The 16,421-nt window shown below is 61.2% G+C and carries 15 protein-coding genes, 1 other RNA gene and 1 pseudogene; 2 read left to right on the forward strand and 15 right to left on the reverse strand.

Going from position 1 to position 16,421, the window contains the following annotated elements:
• Window positions 1-16 precede the first annotated feature (16 nt).
• Window positions 17-1,471 carry an MFS transporter gene (locus tag GVL04_RS19145; RefSeq protein ID WP_159707472.1) on the reverse strand — a complete coding sequence of 485 codons (1,455 nt, stop codon included), beginning with the start codon at window positions 1,469-1,471 and terminating at the stop codon, window positions 17-19.
• Between the two features lie 31 nt (window positions 1,472-1,502).
• On the opposite strand from GVL04_RS19145, the gene GVL04_RS19150 reads away from it, so the two are divergent.
• Window positions 1,503-1,877, forward strand: a complete 375-nt coding sequence (locus GVL04_RS19150) for a hypothetical protein (RefSeq protein ID WP_235036357.1) — start codon at window positions 1,503-1,505, stop codon at window positions 1,875-1,877.
• A gap of 7 nt (window positions 1,878-1,884) precedes the next feature.
• Here GVL04_RS19150 and GVL04_RS19155 read toward each other — a convergent pair whose 3' ends face one another.
• The 14 genes and pseudogenes from GVL04_RS19155 to GVL04_RS19220 all read right to left on the reverse strand — a co-directional run bounded on the left by GVL04_RS19155 (window position 1,885) and on the right by GVL04_RS19220 (window position 13,345).
• Window positions 1,885-2,871: a S1C family serine protease gene (locus GVL04_RS19155; protein WP_159707474.1), complete on the reverse strand. Its 987-nt coding sequence runs from the start codon at window positions 2,869-2,871 to the stop codon at window positions 1,885-1,887.
• Between the two features lie 175 nt (window positions 2,872-3,046).
• Window positions 3,047-3,415: a transfer-messenger RNA gene (gene ssrA, locus GVL04_RS19160) on the reverse strand.
• A 113-nt stretch (window positions 3,416-3,528) separates the two neighbouring features.
• A complete protein-coding gene (gene smpB, locus GVL04_RS19165) occupies window positions 3,529-3,999 on the reverse strand; it encodes an SsrA-binding protein SmpB (RefSeq protein ID WP_026540087.1) in 471 nt (156 codons plus the stop codon).
• A gap of 74 nt (window positions 4,000-4,073) precedes the next feature.
• On the reverse strand, window positions 4,074-5,489 hold the full coding sequence (locus GVL04_RS19170; protein ID WP_159707476.1) for a M23 family metallopeptidase: 1,416 nt from the start codon (window positions 5,487-5,489) through the stop codon (window positions 4,074-4,076).
• Between the two features lie 57 nt (window positions 5,490-5,546).
• Window positions 5,547-6,461 (reverse strand): permease-like cell division protein FtsX, encoded by a 915-nt coding sequence (gene ftsX, locus GVL04_RS19175; RefSeq protein WP_159707478.1) that lies wholly within the window; start codon window positions 6,459-6,461, stop codon window positions 5,547-5,549.
• Window positions 6,458-7,222 carry a cell division ATP-binding protein FtsE gene (gene ftsE / locus GVL04_RS19180; RefSeq protein WP_017198501.1) on the reverse strand — a complete coding sequence of 255 codons (765 nt, stop codon included), beginning with the start codon at window positions 7,220-7,222 and terminating at the stop codon, window positions 6,458-6,460. The genes ftsX and ftsE overlap by 4 nt, the downstream gene beginning before the upstream one ends.
• Before the next feature lie 190 nt (window positions 7,223-7,412).
• Window positions 7,413-8,531 (reverse strand): peptide chain release factor 2, encoded by a 1,119-nt coding sequence (gene prfB, locus GVL04_RS19185; RefSeq protein ID WP_159707480.1) that lies wholly within the window; start codon window positions 8,529-8,531, stop codon window positions 7,413-7,415.
• Window positions 8,532-8,596: 65 nt separating this feature from the next.
• On the reverse strand, window positions 8,597-9,070 hold the full coding sequence (locus GVL04_RS19190; protein ID WP_159707482.1) for a pilus assembly protein TadG-related protein: 474 nt from the start codon (window positions 9,068-9,070) through the stop codon (window positions 8,597-8,599).
• The gene (locus GVL04_RS19195; protein WP_159707484.1) at window positions 9,067-9,603 is read right to left on the reverse strand and encodes a hypothetical protein; all 537 of its coding nucleotides are present in this window, start codon (window positions 9,601-9,603) and stop codon (window positions 9,067-9,069) included. Before GVL04_RS19195 ends, GVL04_RS19190 begins: the two co-directional genes overlap by 4 nt.
• Window positions 9,584-10,009, reverse strand: a complete 426-nt coding sequence (locus tag GVL04_RS19200) for a TadE family protein (protein WP_159707485.1) — start codon at window positions 10,007-10,009, stop codon at window positions 9,584-9,586. The genes GVL04_RS19195 and GVL04_RS19200 overlap by 20 nt, the downstream gene beginning before the upstream one ends.
• Window positions 10,010-10,012: 3 nt before the next feature.
• Complete coding sequence (locus GVL04_RS19205) at window positions 10,013-10,252, reverse strand: hypothetical protein (RefSeq protein WP_235036367.1); 240 nt, start codon at window positions 10,250-10,252, stop codon at window positions 10,013-10,015.
• Between the two features lie 68 nt (window positions 10,253-10,320).
• Window positions 10,321-11,271, reverse strand: a pseudogene (locus GVL04_RS19210) (type II secretion system F family protein).
• Entirely contained in the window at window positions 11,268-12,122 is an 855-nt protein-coding gene (locus tag GVL04_RS19215; RefSeq protein WP_159707487.1) for a type II secretion system F family protein, read from the reverse strand. Before GVL04_RS19215 ends, GVL04_RS19210 begins: the two are co-directional and overlap by 4 nt.
• Entirely contained in the window at window positions 12,122-13,345 is a 1,224-nt protein-coding gene (locus GVL04_RS19220; RefSeq protein ID WP_159707489.1) for a CpaF family protein, read from the reverse strand. The genes GVL04_RS19215 and GVL04_RS19220 overlap by 1 nt, the downstream gene beginning before the upstream one ends.
• A 286-nt stretch (window positions 13,346-13,631) precedes the next feature.
• Between GVL04_RS19220 and GVL04_RS19225 the strand changes: the two genes are divergently transcribed.
• The gene (locus tag GVL04_RS19225; protein WP_159707491.1) at window positions 13,632-16,373 is read left to right on the forward strand and encodes a GH25 family lysozyme; all 2,742 of its coding nucleotides are present in this window, start codon (window positions 13,632-13,634) and stop codon (window positions 16,371-16,373) included.
• The last annotated feature ends 48 nt before the right edge of the window (window positions 16,374-16,421 follow it).

Genomic DNA, 16,421 nt, shown 5'->3' on the forward strand with positions numbered 1-16,421 from the left:
CAAGCCCCGCATGAGGTCAGTTGGGCAGCCCGACCGCCCCGCCGTCGTCGGACGCTGCATCCGGTTCGCTGCCAGCGGCCGGCGCCGCAGTCTTTGGAGGGTTTCGGATTCCGACGGCGGATGCCACCGCCCCGAGCACGAACAGTCCCGCTGTCACCAGCAGGGCGTTGTAAAGCCCTTGCCGGGTAAAGACCGGTCCCACGATCAGCCCCGCAAAGGCAATCGTGATCAACCCGGCGATGCGGGCTACTGCATTGTTTACTGCCGAGCCGATCCCTGCTTCCTCCGGTGGGACAGCACCAAGAATGGCGGCCGTCAGCGGCGCCACGAGAGTCGCAAGGCCCAGGCCGAAGACGATCTGTCCCGGGAGCACCTGGGTCCAATAATCCAGCGGCTCCTGGACGGACAGGGAAAGCAGGAAGCCCACCCCGCACAGCAGCGGACCCACGGTCATGAACCAGCGGGGGCCGTATTTTCCGGCAAGGCCACCAAAATACGACGCACAGAGCATGAGGATGACCGTGCCCGGGAGCAGGGCTATGCCCGCCATCGTGGCCGCCATGCCGCCTACTTGCTGCAGATAGATTCCCAGTACGAAGAATCCGAGGGAAATTCCGCCGTAGATGGCGAGTGTCGCAAGGTTCCCCCAAGCAAAATTGCGGATGGCGAAAAGTCTGAGTGGCAGCATGGGCTCCGCCGTCCTGGCTTCGTGGACCAGGAAGAGCGCCATGGCCACAATGCCCACCACGAGGGGTCCCCACACCTGGATGCTGCCCCAGCCCATACGCCCTTGCTCGATGAAAGCAAATACGGGACCGCCAAGGCCCACCATGGCCAGAAATGCACCAAGGTAGTCAATGCGTTTGCTCTTGTCCCTCGCTGCGTCGGACGTCCGGAGTCCGGCCAGCATCGGCCAGATGGCAACAGCGGGGATGACGTTGATGAAGAAGATGACACGCCAGGAGAGCAGATCCACGGCCATCCCGCCAATCAGTGGCCCCACGATCGCTGCCGCACTGGTCCAACCGGACCACTGGCCAATGGCTTTCGATTGCGCGGGACCTGAGAACGACGTGATGATCATGGCCAGCGAGCTCGGAACCAACAAGGCGCCGGCAATGCCCTGAAGTGCCCTCGACACCACCAGTACTTCTCCAGTCCAGGCCAGCCCGCACAACACCGACGTCGCTGCGAAGCCTGCGAGGCCCCATTCAAGGATTCGTGCCCTGCCGAAATGGTCGGACAGAGAGCCGGCCACCAGGATCAGCGCACCAAGGGTGAGCAGATACGCATCCACCACCCACTGCTGGATCACCAGTCCGCCGCCCAGTTCCCTCCCGATGGCCGGCAGTGCGAGATTCACCACAAATCCATCGAGTATGGCGATGAACGACGCCACAATTGCCACCACCAGTACGCGTTTCTGGAGCGGAGTACTGGGTAGCAAGGCCGCTGCGTCAGTCATGAGCACAGCCTACGCCCGGGAAGTCCCGTATCGTTGAATGGTGATTAGCAGACGTGATGCCGCATTGGCCCTTGATATTTCGATGGAAATGGCCCAACGCCACGGCATTCCGTCCCGGCTTTCCGAGGCCGAGCTCCGCGACATGCAGGACAATCCCCCGGCCTGGCTGGTACAGTCGCGTGCCAACCGGACCGGCAAACGCCCCGTCTGGGTTCATCTGACCTGTGCTGTGTGCGGCTACTCCGAGGCGATCCGCCCCAAGAAATGGTGGCCGGACTTTTCCTTCGTCTACTGCGGCACCCACCGGAACAGCGACCTCCCCAAGCTCTTCCTGGGCGAAGTACGCAGCGAATACGAAGGTGTGGGCAGCCGCTTCGTTGGCGTCGTCGACGTTCCGGAGAACCAGGCCTAGCTCGCCCTCATTGCTGCTGGCTCATTTCCGAGGGCACTGCGATGATCTGCAGCGCCTTTCCTTCCCTGAGCACTGTCAAAGGGAAGGGTTCACCGATGGCGTCCTCGAACAACAGCTTCTGAAGGCTCTCGGCGCTCGACACTGCCCGCCCTAGGGCGCGCAACACCAGGTCCCCCGGTTGGAGTCCGGACATCTCCGCCGGAGAGTTGGGAATCACCTCCACCACGCGCAGGCCCTCTTTCTGCCCCGTCCGCACTACGGCACTGGCATCAAGTGGTATTGGCGTGCTCACCAAACCCAAATACGCACGTCGAACCCGGCCGTCCCTGAGCAGCGAGGCGATGATGCGCTGCGTAGTCGTGTTGATGGGCACTGCCAGCCCGAGGCCCAGCCCTGCCACAGCCGTGTTGATGCCGACGATGCGCCCCCTAGTGTCGGCCAATGCACCACCGGAGTTCCCGGGATTCAGGGCGGCGTCCGTTTGTATGACATCCTCTATGACGCGTCTGTGCTCACCCGCCCGGACAGGAATGGACCTGCCCAATCCGCTGACCACCCCCGCGGTCACCGAACCGGCCAAGCCCAACGGATTGCCCACGGCGATGACCAGCTGCCCAACCCGCAGCGTGTCGGCGTTGCCCAACAAGGCCGGTGGCGGGGTGGACTTCAGCCCACGAACGACGGCCAGGTCGGACAAGGGGTCTGCGCCCACGAGTTCCACATCCGTACGCTTGCCGTCGGCGAAGACAGCCCGGCCGGATTGGATACCCGCCACAACGTGTGCGTTCGTCAGCATGTACCCGTCACCAGTGAAGACTACGGCCGAGCCACTGCCCACGCGGACCTGACCTCGGCGGCCCGTGCTGGTCATCTCTATGGCGGCAACATGGGGCGTTACTGACTCGGCCACGCGAATCACGATCCGCGAGTACGCGTCCAGGGCTTGCTCGTCCTCCTGGTCTTGCCGTTCGAACTCCGGCTCAGTGCTCACCACGTGCCTCCTGCCACCGCTCCACCATGTTTCGGCGCCTATCCAGTTCAACGGCCAAACCGGTTCCGGTAGTCCTGGGTTCGGTACGCCGTGGGTGAACGCCAACGCGTCCCGGGCATTCACAAAGCGTCCCGGGCAAAAGAAAGCCCCCGGATCACGAGGATCCGAGGGCTTTCCGGGGTGGAGATGGGGGGAATTGAACCCCCGTCCGATGTCGTTTTGTCAGGGCTTCTCCGGGCGCAGTTCGCGTCGGATTTTCTCGGCCCCAGCCATCCTGCGAACAGGTGGCTGATCCGGGCCCAGTCATCTAAGAGTCCCGTTTACCTCAATGACGAAGGCAAACAGCAGTGGCTATCTAAATGACGCCAGGAACCGGGGCGATAGCAACCCCGGGCTGACGGACTGTCTTACTGCTTAGGCAGCGAGAGCGAAGTCAGTGCGCTTAGATTCGGCACTTATTGGTTTGCAGACAGCGTTTACGAGATAATTCTGCATCCTCGGCCCGCTTCACCTGTCGCGACTAACATCGTCGAAACCGATCATCCCCGTATTTTGTTACCAAACCCGACTGGGACATCGAATAAATCGAGTTCCCGTCGGACTACCCATCATAACGCATTCATCCGTTGGTACATTCCCCGGACGCGGTTGGCGTGGCGCCTACCGGCGGTTGCGTTCCCGCAGCTCACGCAGGGATTCACGCTTGTCCTGCTGCTCACGCAGCGTCTGGCGCTTGTCGTAGTCCTTCTTACCGCGGGCAATGGCAATTTCCACCTTGGCCCGGCCGTCCAGGAAGTACAGCTGGAGCGGGACCACGGTAAAACCGGATTCGCGGATCTTCTGCGAGATCTTGTCCAGTTCCTCACGATGCAGCAAGAGCTTACGACGCCGGCGCGCAGCGTGGTTGGTCCAGCTCCCTTGGTGATACTCAGGGATATGAATACCCTCCATCCACAACTCGTCGTTGTAGAAGGTACAGAAGCCATCCACCATGGAAGCGTGGCCTTCACGGAGGGACTTCACTTCTGTTCCCATGAGGGCGATACCTGCCTCATAGGTGTCCAGGACATGGTAGTTATGCCGGGCCTTCCGATTGGTGGCCACTACCTTACGGCCACTTTCCTTGGGCACGGTAGAACTCCTTGTTAGATGCGGATTTCAACTAGTGTACGCCAGCACGACGAGGCGCCCGCGCTAACCCCATGCTAGAGAAGGTTCATCGGATCCACTGCGGAGCCGTTCAGCCACGTTTCGAAGTGCGCGTGGCAGCCAGTCGAGTTACCGGTGCTTCCCGAGTATGCGATGAGCTGGCCTGCAGAGACCCTCTGTCCATTCGCCACCACGATGCTGCTGTTGTGGTAGTAGATAGTGGTCAGTGAGTTCCCTTGGACAACACCGTGGGACAACTTCACTCGCCAGCCACCGCCGTCGGCCGAGTTCCAGCCTGAGTTGAAGACTTCGCCTGCCGCTGCCGCATAGACGGGCGTGCCGCATGCCGCACCGAAGTCGATGCCGGTGTGCATGTACCCGCCAGTACCGTAGAAGTCGATCGTGCCGGGCGGGGTTGCGCGCCAGCCGAATCCGGAGGTGATGGGCACATAGCTTGCGAACGGGTGACGCAATCCAAAGGCAGATGGCGAACCCGCAGCCGGAGGAACGTACGGCTGCTCCGGAGGCGCAGGCCGCCCTTGGGCGGCAGCTGCGGCTGCTGCGGCAGCGGCAGCTTCTTCGGCAAGACGACGCTGCTCTGCTTCCCAGGCTTCCCTGAGTTTCCGGTCCCGCTCCACGATCTCGGCGGCAACCGTGTCCTGTTCGGCCTTCACTCGGGCAAGGTTCGCTTCAATGCCAGGCTTGGCCGCCTGAAGTTGCCCGTTCAGGCGGGTGGTGTCTTCGATCAGCTTGTCGACTTCGGCTTTCTTGCTCGCCGCCTCGTCCCTTGCCGACTTTTCCCGTGCCAGCGCAGCATCCGCTTTCGCTTTGAGGTCCTGAATCTCCTCTTCGACAGCTACCAGCCTCGCCTGCGAGTTCACGTTGGTAGCGTTCTGCTGGGTCAGCTTGGTCATTGCAGCGTTCTGGCTCCGCATGGCCTGGTCTGCCAAATCCATGGACTCAGTAAGGTTGCCGGACTCGCTGGACCCGAACAGAAGGGCAATATTGGTCGGGACGCCACCGGACTTATAAGCCTGTGACGCGATCTGGCCGATCAGCTTCTTGGTGTCGGTGATTTTCTGCTTATCACTTTCCAGCTGCTCGGTGATCTTGGCCTTGTTCTGCTGGGCAAGCTCAACCCTCGCCGCCAATGCCTCGACTTCCTTGACCGCACTCGCCACCCTGCCTTGGGCCTCAAGCAGGGCCTGCTGCGCACCTGGAAGGCGGCCTTGGTAGATCACGAGGTCGCCGGCGGCCTTGGCGATGTTGGCGTCGACAAACTCGAGGGACGCCTGGACGCGGGCCGCTTCTGCTTCGAGTGCGGCCTGCTGGTCTTCAAGGTTGTCGGCCCGCGCCGACGGAGCGCCGGACAGGAGACTGACAGCCAGACCCACAGCGAGAACTGCACCTAGAATCCGAGCATTGCCCGACGCAAGGCGCCGACGCAGGGATGTCGGGTCCAACGTGGTCATCAGGAGTCCTTTTCCGTCGTCATCGTGTTTGTCAATTGAGTCAAAGTTTTCATTGCGCTAGACCTTCAAATAACGCCGGAGCGTCAAAAGCGAGGATATCCCGGCAAGCCCGGCGCCAAGGGCAATAAGCACCGGTGCGATCACCAGCACTTGGGTAGAGGAAATAAACGGTGTGTTGAGGAACTGCGTGGACAAGTCGCCGTTGAGCCAGAAGTGTGCCATGAGCCATAGCGTGACCGAAGCCAACACCGCCCCCACAACAGCTGCGATGACACCTTCCAGGATGAAAGGCAGCTGGATGACCGTCTTGGAGGCGCCCACCAGCCGCATGATTCCGGTTTCCCGCCGTCGGCTGAAGGCCGAGAGCCGGATGGTGGTGGTGATAAGCAAAACCGCGCAGAAGATCATCACCACGGCCACACCCATCGCCGCAACCGACGCCCCGTTCATCCAGGAGAAGATGCGCTCCAGGACCTGCCTCTGGTCGCTGACAGTCTCGACTCCCGGCTGGGAAGAGAACGTCTCGCTGATGATCTGGTATTTCTCAGGGTTCTTCATGTTGATCCGGAAGGATGCCGGCAGTTGGTCCTCAGAGACCGAATCCACAATCGGGGAATTGGAGAACTGTTCCTTGAAGTGGGTGTAGGCCTCGGCCTGGGATTCGAACTGGAAATCGTTGATGTATTGCTTGACCGCCGGCGACTCGAGCATCGCCTGAAGGTTGGCCTGCTGCTCCTTGGTGGCCGGACCCGAAGCGCAACCAACCGCCGTCGAACCGTCGTTGCAAAGGAAGACTGCCACCTGGACTTTGTCGTACCAGTAGCCCTTCATCTGGTTGATCTGCATTTGCAGCATCCCGGCAGCACCCACGAACGTCAGGGAAACGAACGTCACCAGGACCACGGAAATCACCATGGAAAGATTTCGGCGCAGGCCACTGCCGATTTCCCCCAAGATAAACAGAAGCCTCACAGCTGCGCCCCCTGTGCACGGTTGAGTTCCTCGCCACTGGCGTCCCGCAGCCGGCGGGATTCGCCAACCACCGGAATCATCGAGGTGTAAAGGGCCTTGGCTTCGTCTCGAATGACCTTGCCGTTCTTGAGCTCCACCACGCGGCGGCGCATTTCATTGACGATGTCGTCGTCGTGGGTTGCCATGACTACCGTGGTGCCGTTCTGGTTGATCTTGTCCAGGACTCCCATGATTCCCATCGAGGTGATGGGGTCCAGGTTTCCCGTCGGTTCGTCCGCCAACAGGATGCCGGGACGGTTGACGACGGCGCGGGCGATCGCCACGCGTTGCTGCTCGCCACCGGAAAGTTCGTGGGGCATGCGGCGTTCCTTGCCCTCCAAGCCCACAGTTTTCAGGACCTCAGGAACTGTTTCGCGAATGATTGAGCGGCTCTTGCCGATGACCTGCATGGCGAAGGCAACGTTGGCGAACACGTTCTTTTGCGGAAGGAGGCGGAAGTCCTGGAAAACAACGCCGATGCCGCGCCGGAGCTTGGGCACGCGCCAACTCGAAATGTTGGCAACATTCTGGCCGGCAACATACACGGATCCGGAAGAGGCCTTGTCTTCTTTCAGGATCAGTCGCAGAAAGGTTGACTTTCCTGAGCCCGAGGCGCCCACCAGGAAGGTGAATTCGCCGCGGTTGATCTCAAGGCTGACAGAGTCGAGCGCCGGTCGGGCATTCTGCTCGTAGACCTTGGTGACATTCTCAAATCTGATCATGGCCCTTTAGAACCCCGCCGGACATGACATAGTCGCCCAGTCCAACAGCCGGAGCGCGGGCTTTCGATGGGGGAAGTGAGAGCACCGGCCACTCGACTATACGCACGGGCGGACCCGGTTTCCGGCCCTTTGAGGGGCGTGTCGCGGAATCCCCAGGGTCAGCACGAACCAGACCCCGGCCCTCACCGTCTTAGTTGGCAGCGGCGTTACGGTTGCCCGTACGCCAACGGATGCCGGCGTCAATGAAGTCATCGATGTCGCCGTCCAGCACTGCCGAGGTGTTCCCCACTTCGTGTTCTGTTCGCAAGTCCTTGACCATCTGGTACGGATTGAGAACGTAGGAGCGCATCTGGTCACCCCAGGACGCCTTGACGTCTCCGGCCAGGGCCTTCTTTTCGGCGTCCTGTTGTTCCTTCTTGACCAGCAGTAATCGGGACTGAAGCACCCGCATGGCAGCGGCACGGTTCTGAAGCTGGGACTTTTCATTCTGCATCGAGACCACGATGCCCGTGGGAATGTGAGTCAACCGCACTGCCGAGTCGGTGGTGTTGACCGACTGGCCGCCCGGACCCGACGAGCGGAAGACGTCGACGCGGATTTCGTTGTCGGGAATCTCAATGGAATCGGTCTGTTCGATCAGCGGGATAACCTCTACGGCCGCAAAGGATGTCTGCCGTCGTCCTTGGTTGTCGAACGGGCTGATGCGGACCAGCCGGTGGGTGCCTGCTTCGACGCTCAACGTACCGAATGCATAAGGTGCCTTGACTTCGAAAGTGGCGGACTTCAGGCCTGCCTCTTCCGCGTAGGAGGTGTCCATCACGGTGGTGGGATAGCCATGGCGTTCGGCCCAACGCAGGTACATCCTCATGAGCATCTCGGCGAAGTCTGCAGCGTCAACGCCGCCGGCGCCGGCCCGGATGGTAACTACAGCTTCACGTTCGTCGTACTCGCCTGACAACAGCGTGGTGATTTCGAGTTCCGCCAGAGCCTTGCGTATGGAGGACAGTTCCTTCGCAGCTTCCGCCATGGAGTCTTCGTCGCCCTCGTCCTGGCCGAGTTCCACCAGGACTTCGAGGTCGTCAATCCTGGAAGCAAGCTTGGAAAGGCGCTCAACTTCGGACTGCCTATGGGACAGCCGCGACGTGATCACCTGGGCCGAAGCGGGGTCGTCCCAAAGGTCCGGAGCTCCGGCCTGCTCGCTCAGTTCTGCGATCTCAACCTTGAGGGCATCAACATCAGTGACGTTCTCGATGGAGCTGTAAGTTGCGCGAAGTGCGCGGATTTCTGCGGGAAAATCTATCTCAGCCATGGTCATCCCAGCGTACGCTATCCACCGCACTCCCCCGACGGCGCCCATGGTTCCATGCCGGACCATTACTGGGTCAAGGATGACCGGGCGACGGACTTGGCCTCAACGAGGATTCCGTCGGGCAACAGGAAGCTGATCACCGGAGGATGCGCCACAGCTGCCAGAACCACCACCGCCGTACCGCCTGGTTCGCTTCCCGTACCGGCCGTGAGAACCAGATGATCATGACGCCCGAAGGCACCGCTGTCCGTCAGGTAGGAGCCCGCGGCCGCCTTGACGCGCTCTTCCACCAGCGACGGGGAGGGAACGCTCCCTCCCCCAATATCGCCCACCATGAAAGAGTCAGCGGCCGCCAAGGCCGCTCCGTCCGCCAAAGACAGCAACTTCTTATGCTCCAAGTAGACCGCCGAAGCAGCCATGACCACGGTGGCCAGAAGGAGCGCCAACACAACGTAGCCAATGACGAGAACACCTATCTGCCCATCTTCGCGTGGTTTACCGACGGGAAGGCAGCCGCCGCGACGCCGCAGCGATGTCATTGGTAACGCCCCACGATCTGGGTCGACGACGCACTCAGTCGAGCGGCGTTCAAGTGCAGCGAGTCCGCGAACGGCATCAGGGGCAGAGGTATATCCAGGTCCACAGTCACCGTCACGCTTGCTCCTGCCGACAAACAGTCCGTTCGATCGCATGCGATCTCGATACTGGCTTGGTTCGCTATGTGACCGTAGTCCTTCAGGGCAAGGAGGACGGTGCCCTCAGCTGCCGCCCGTGCACCCTTGGCGTCCGTGCTTGTCACAAAGACTTTGGCGGCCTGGTCGGCAGCCCCGACTACCGCGAACGACCCGGCTTGGATCTGGCCTACTGTCACCACGAAGTAGACCAGCGGAACCATGAGCAGCACCGCCAGGAAGGTGAATTCCACGACGGCACTGCCCTTTTGCGCCTGGCAAGTCCGATTCCGGTCCCCGATCTCGTCGGCCACCCCGGCAGGCAGGCACAATGCCTCACGCAGCCTCCGCAGGAAGGCGTCCAGCACCCTCTTGATTGGCTTATCCGGAGAGTGCTGCATGCCCCTTCACCTCCAGCAATCCCCCCGGACCTGCGAGGCCGACAACCGGCATTGGTGCCTTCACGGTCACCTCCAAGGCACGAACGCCGTCCACTGTGACCTCGGAACAGGAAATGTCCCGGGAAAAATCGCTGTTCAACGCCGTGTCGATGAGCTGCGCAGTCCGGGCTCGGGCATCTGCCGTCGTGCGGTCCGCCAGCGCTCCGTAGCGCGCGCCGGAAGCTGCGGCATCAATGAGCGTGTTGTGGATATGCAGCACCAGTGTGAGCTGAACGATCGCCATGAAGAACACGGTCAATAGCGCCCCGACCAGGACAAAGTCCACGATGGCCGACCCGCGCTCCTCGGTGGCTCCCTGCCGCTGACCCGCGGCAAGCGACGCAGCAGCGGCGCTGGTACACCACATTCCCTACTTGCCCACCTTGCTCATTGCCTGCTCGAACATGCCCCTCAGTGCCGGCGTGGCAAGGGCAAGAAGCCCGGCGACCAGCACGGCCGACATCAGGGTAATCATGACCCAGCCTGGGACGTCGCCGCGATCACGGTCTTCGTGTCGGGCCATCCCTCTCAGAGTGGTCGCCATGAGCCACGAGGCGCAGCCAATGATCATGATCGATGCGGTGGACAGAAATCTTGCAATTTGCTTCATGGTTTTCCAATTCGAATAGTGCGGTATACGGATTCATCGTGAGTTGGTCAGATGGTGTTGTGGACGTCCTAAAGACGCATTTCCAGAGCAGCAAGGGCCGGGAACGCGGCAAAAACGACCGTGAGTGGCAGCACTCCGAAAACCAAGGGCACCATCATGGCAATCTCCTTTCTGCCGGCAGATTCCATGAGTTCCCGCTTTGCGGCATCACGGACATCTGCAGCCTGTGCCCGGAGGACATCTGCCAGCGGTGTCCCCCGTTCGACGGCGACCACAAGACCGTCGAAGAACCTGACTAAGGGAGGCAGTTCCGACCTTGAGGAGAAGGCTTGAAGTGCCTCAGCGAGGGGCTTCCCGGACCGGGTGTCGGCAAGGACGATTTCAAACTCTGTCGAAAGCTCACCGTGGGAACTGCGGCTGACTCTGTCCATGGCGCCCATCGCGCTCTCCCCTGCAGCGACTGCGAGCGCCATCAACTCCGCGAGACTGGGAAACTAGGACAGCATTGCTGATTCGCGCCGTTTGATTCTCTGTCCCAGTACGTAGTCGCGGAGCAAGTAACCGCCCGCTGCACCTGCGACGACAGAAACCAATGAGAACGCCGGGCTGAATTGGCCTGCGGCAGCGCTGACCGCTACGACGAGCACCGTGAGCACCGTGAGCACAAAGCCTGCACCGGCGCACATAAGCTGCTCGGCCCTGAAATCCGGCGTGGACTTCGGAGAACCAGCGCGAGCGAGTTTCTTTCCCAGCGCCGCCGACCCTAGGTTGAAGCGGGACAGGTACGTGACAGCGTCACCGATGATCGGGCGGAGAATCCGTTCCAGCGGCCCGAACGGCGTGAGATTGTAAGTTGGTTTCCGCAGGAGGCGCGACTCTAGATTGCGGGACTTCAACTGGGGCTCGATGCGGTCCGAAAATGTGGTCGCACGCATGAAAGGCAGCCGCACCAGGACGAGCCAACAACCGGCCCCAAGCACTAATCCGCAGAGCACGGCGAGGGCCATCGAGGTGCTCATCGAAGAACACGCTCGTCTTCAGGCAATGCACCAACACGGAGCATCACGGAATAGCAGATGACCGAGACCAAGAGCCCTCCCAGCAGCACCATTGCTCCCACGCCCGAGTTATAGGCAAGCATTGCTTCAGGCCGGCTGGCCATGACAACCAGCACTATCCAAGGCGCAGCAACAGCCAACCGCGCGGCGTTGATGGTCCATGACTGTCGAGCCTCAAGCTCACTGCGTGTGCGGGCACTATCCCTGAGGAACTCCGAGAGGATGCCCAGCATCCGGCCGAGGTCCGAGCCACCCACTTCACGGGTCATTCTCAATGCCTCGATGATGCGGTCCGCCACCGGATCAGCCAGCCGTTCCTTGAGCCTGTTCAGCGCGGCTTCAAAGTGGCCACCCGACCTGTAATCGGCCCCAAAATCCAAGAACAATACCCGGAGCTCTTCGGGCCCCTTGTGTCCCAATTGAATGAGTGCCTCCGGCAGTGCCAGACCGGCACGTATTGCTGAGCGCAGGTGGTCGACAACATCGGGCCACAGCAGGCGAAGTGCTGCCCGGCGCTTTCTTGCCCGCCACCGGACTGCAGCAGGGGGAATCCATGAACCGAATATCGCAAAGCACACGGCCACCGGGGGCGATCCAGTGACAACGAAGAACACGAGCAGTGCGAAAAGGCCGAAGCCCGCGCAGGTGAGAAGAAGTCCACCACCGGTTACTTTCTCAATTCCAGCCGACATGAGCAGCAGGTCCAGGCGTCGGGGCCTTGCTTCCTTGGTCTCCACCGGCGGCTGCACCCACGCGGACCACCACACCAGGAAGACACCCAGGCCGAAGAGAATACCGAGCAGGGGCGCCATCAGTTCAGCTCCAGAAGCGCGGCTACATCGAAGCCCGCACGGGAAAACTTCTCCGCTGCAGGCATGGAGTTGGACCTAGGCTGCAGTTGCCCGGCGACCATCCCGAATACGCCTGAGGACTCAATGATGCCGTTCTCCACCCTTCGCCCCAGGGAGAGAATTTCGGTCACCTGTCTGCGCCCCGTGGAATGGCGGCTGCAGTGCACTACGAGGTCAATGCAGGATGCCACCGTGGGCACCACAAAGGCACTGGAAATATTGGCACCTGCCAGTAGAGGGAGCGTGCAGATCTTGGTGACCGCGTCATGTGCGGAATTGGCGTGGACAGTGCACATGCCTGGCAAGCCCGAGTTAAGGGCAATAAGCATGTCAAGGCTTTCCGCCTCACGCACCTCGCCCACTACCAGCCGGTCCGGCCGCATTCGAAGCGCCTCCTTGACCAACCGCCGAAGCGGTATTTCACCTTCACCTTCCAAGTTGGGTTGGCGGCACTGCAACCCGACCACGTCGCGCAGCGGTAGTTGCAGTTCGAAGATTTCCTCCACAGTAATGACTCGTTCGCGGGAACCAATGTGGGCGGCAAGGCAGTTCAACATAGTGGTCTTCCCCGCCTGGGTGGCACCCGACACCAGTATGTTGAGCCCGCTGGCCACTGCAGCTCCCAGAAACCGGGCGGCTTGCGGGGTCAGGCTTCCAAGCTCCACCAAATGCTCAAGACGGCTCGCCTTTGCGATGAACTTCCTGATGTTGACAGCCCAATGCTTCCGGGTGATGTCAGGTATGGCTACGTGCAGCCTGGAACCGTCTGGCAGCGCGGCGTCAACGAATGGTGAGGACAGATCCAGCCGGCGCCCGGAGCTCTTAAGCATCCGTTCGACGAGGTCGCGAACCTGCTGCTCATTGAGACTGATGGCTGTCAGTTCGGATTCACCATTGCGGGCAACGTAGACCTCGTGCGGCGCGTTGATCCACACCTCTTCTACCGCGGCATCATCCAGGAGGGGCTGCAGCGGCCCGAATCCGGCAACGGCATCGAAGATGTGTCTCCTCGCAGCATCAAGATGCCCCAAAGGAGGAAGGGGTCCCAGGAGCGCCCGTTCGTCGTAGTCGTTGACGGCCGCTTCCACAAGCCGCCTGACATCCGCGGCCTGCTCGAGGGGATCCAGCCCGCGACGTCGAATCAGCTCGCGGACTTCACCTTCGACGATCCTTACAGCATCCACATCTTCCCCAAACGATCCCGAGCCCGTAAAACGAGAGGCATATCTCGAGTCATTCACGCTAAGGGAGCCGCCACCCGCCCTCAAGTCATCTGGGTTGGCATGTGGATAACTTAGGAACACCAGTCACGTCAGCAACCTAAATCCCACTAGTCACTCCAGTTTCAGAATGTTAGGGTAAAGCCCGTTAGGAGCTGGCCTTTGGTCTCATGCGCAAGCGCCCGCCCCGGAGCTTGTCCGCAAGCCACCCCATGCGCCGCTGAGCCGCGGTACAGGGCCGGATGTGAAGATGAAAAGACGTGCAAGTGCACCGTTCCGCCGTAGCCCGCTGGCCCGGGCAGGCCTGGCGCTGACGATTGCCCTCGTAGCGGGCAGCTGCCTTAGTTCGCCGTCATGGGCAGAGTCCTCGGGACCACGACCGGCTCCGTCGCCTGAGGCGCAGGAAACCAGCCCGGCGCGAGGCCCGCAGCCCGCCGGTGGAGAGTCTGCCTCGCCCGGCAGAAATGAAACTTCACTGGAGACGCAGGCACCCGCACAGCAACAGCCGCTTCCCGCCGTCGAGCCTTCACCAGACATTGCGCCGCTGCCGGCAGCAGGACCCACGAGCGAGTCCGAGGCTCAGAAGTCCACGACACAAGCAATGCCCGGCAACGCACCGGATGCAGAAGCCATGAAGGCAGCGATGCGGTCGGCCATTCCCGCAGGCGGCGCAGAAATGGGACAACGATCCCCCAGGGTCCAGGCAACGAAACAAAGCAACGGTGGTTTGGCCGCGGCGGCTACCCGGGCCGTTGGCAGCACGGTCGGTGCCGCGGTCCCCATGGCAGCTGATCCGGGCCACTGGCGTCCCACCATCGGCATCGCCGGACAGGACGTCAGTGCCCACCAACCCAACATCAACTGGCAGAGCCAATGGAACCAAGGGTCCCGCTGGGCGTACGTCAAGGCATCCGAGGGCAACTACTACCTCAACGAGCAATACACCCAGCAATACAACGGCTCCCGCAATGTGGGCATGGTGCGGGGCGCCTATCACTTCGCCATCCCCAACTGGTCTTCAGGTGCTGACCAAGCACGGTATTTCGTGGCGAACGGTGGAGGCTGGACGGCCGACGGATACACCCTCCCGCCCGTCCTGGACATCGAGTACAACCCTTACGCCGGACGAACCATCAACGGCTTCTTCTTCGGTAACACGTGCTACGACATGTCCAAAGCGCAGTTGGGGCAATGGGCAGCCGACTTTGGCAACACCGTCAAGGCCCTGACGGGTCGCTTCCCGGTCATTTACAGCACCACCGATTGGTGGAACACCTGCGTAGGCAACTCCACCTTCGGGAGCTACCCCTTGTGGATCGCCTCCTACTGGAACAACCCAACAAATTCACCGGGCTCCATGCCGGCCAGTTGGGGCAACTACACGATGTGGCAGTACAGCAGCACCGGCCCGTTTGAGGGTGATTCAAACATTTTCAATGGCAGCTATGACCAGCTGCGGACGTTCGCCCGCGGGGTTTCCTATCCTTCGAATCCGTCCATCAAGTCTGCTGCCGATGTCCTTGCTACGAACCCGGGCGGACGATTGGACGCCTTCCCTGCCAGCGGGACGGGTCGAATCACCGGCCCTGTCGCCATCGGCTCAGGGTGGTCCGGCGCGAAGTCGCTTTACGTTGTGGATTGGAACCAGGACGGAGTGCAGGACATCCTGTCCCAATGGTCCGATGGCACGCTGAAAGTATTCCGGGGCGCCCCTGGGGGTTCGTTCTACGCACCCATCCAAGTCGGTTCCGGGTGGCAGGAAATGTCATTGACAGTAGGCTGGTGGAACTCGAAGGATGCCTATCCGGGCGTCATCGGACAGGACTACCTGGGCAATCTGTACCGTTACCCGAACAGCGGAGGTGGAGGACTGGGAAACGGTGTCTTGATTGGCACAGGATTCAGCGGCCACCAACTGAACCAAATCGACTTCGACGGCGACGGTAACCAGGACATCGTCACACGCACTTCGGACGGAACCCTCCGCCTTTTCCGTTCCAATGGTGTCGGCAGCTTTATCAGCGAGCCCGGCAGGGTCATCGGCTCGGGCTGGGGTGGCATGACGGCAGTAAGCTCGGCAATTAACTTCAATGGAGCGGACTCCCAAGGTCTTCACGCCCGCACCGCCAACGGCGATCTTTACTACTATCCTGCAGGCTCCGGGTCGTGGGGCGACCGCAGCCTCATAGGGTTGGGGTGGAACGACGCAAGCCAGATCAGTGGTGCCGCGCTGGATGTGGAGACAACCCTTGGCATCGACCAGGAAGATGTCCTGGCAGTCCGTCCGGATGCCAACCTTTACCGTTATCCCGGGACCGGCACCACAGCACTGTTACCGGAAGACCTCATCGGAACGGGCTGGGCAGGCTTGAAAGCTGGGTTTGTCACGGACTGGAACGGCGACGGCGCACTGGACATTGTTGCGCAATGGTCTGACGGCCGATTGAACGTGTACCCGGGCAGGAACGGGAGCGGTTTCGGGGCAGCCATAGCCCTTGGCAGCAACTGGAAGGGCTGGACCCTCAGCGTGGGCACCTGGAAAAAGACCGACGCGCACCCCGGAATTGTCGGCTATGACTCGACCGGCCGGCTGTACTACTTCAATAACCCCACCGGAAAGACCGTTTCCGCGGGAGTCTCCATCGGCGTCGGATGGACCGGCCTGGACATTGTGCAAATGGACTTCGACAAGGATTCCAATGCTGATCTCCTCGTCAAAACGGGTACCGGGGACCTCAAGCTTTACCGCTCGAACGGTACCGGCAACTTCATTCAGGAAGCTCCAAGCGTTGTAGGTACCGGCTGGAACGTGATTTCCGGATTCGGTGCGGTCCGTGGATTTGCCGGTGCGGGCTCACTCGGCGTCATTGCACGGACCACCATCGGAGAACTGCGCTACTACCCTGTAGGTTCGAACAAAACCTGGGGAACGCCGACCAGGATCGGCACAGGCTGGAGCAACCTCACAATCCTCGCGCCGGCCGCCGGATAGCAGGGCCCAACGGTCAAACCGTGTCATGAATGAGGGGCCTGTCCACGG

Source organism: Arthrobacter sp. 18067 (genome assembly GCF_902706295.1).
Lineage (GTDB): Bacteria > Actinomycetota > Actinomycetes > Actinomycetales > Micrococcaceae > Arthrobacter.

Excerpts from the sequence above, each read along its gene's own strand:
- GVL04_RS19150 (WP_235036357.1), top strand. The coding sequence starts at position 1,503 with ATGGTGATTAGCAGACGTGATGCCGCATTGGCCCTTGATATTTCGATG.
- GVL04_RS19170 (WP_159707476.1), bottom strand. The coding sequence starts at position 5,489 with ATGACCACGTTGGACCCGACATCCCTGCGTCGGCGCCTTGCGTCGGGC.
- ftsE (WP_017198501.1), bottom strand. The coding sequence starts at position 7,222 with ATGATCAGATTTGAGAATGTCACCAAGGTCTACGAGCAGAATGCCCGA.
- prfB (WP_159707480.1), bottom strand. The coding sequence starts at position 8,531 with ATGGCTGAGATAGATTTTCCCGCAGAAATCCGCGCACTTCGCGCAACT.
- GVL04_RS19190 (WP_159707482.1), bottom strand. The coding sequence starts at position 9,070 with ATGACATCGCTGCGGCGTCGCGGCGGCTGCCTTCCCGTCGGTAAACCA.
- GVL04_RS19195 (WP_159707484.1), bottom strand. The coding sequence starts at position 9,603 with ATGCAGCACTCTCCGGATAAGCCAATCAAGAGGGTGCTGGACGCCTTC.
- GVL04_RS19200 (WP_159707485.1), bottom strand. The coding sequence starts at position 10,009 with ATGTGGTGTACCAGCGCCGCTGCTGCGTCGCTTGCCGCGGGTCAGCGG.
- GVL04_RS19205 (WP_235036367.1), bottom strand. The coding sequence starts at position 10,252 with ATGAAGCAAATTGCAAGATTTCTGTCCACCGCATCGATCATGATCATT.
- GVL04_RS19215 (WP_159707487.1), bottom strand. The coding sequence starts at position 12,122 with ATGGCGCCCCTGCTCGGTATTCTCTTCGGCCTGGGTGTCTTCCTGGTG.
- GVL04_RS19225 (WP_159707491.1), top strand. The coding sequence starts at position 13,632 with ATGAAAAGACGTGCAAGTGCACCGTTCCGCCGTAGCCCGCTGGCCCGG.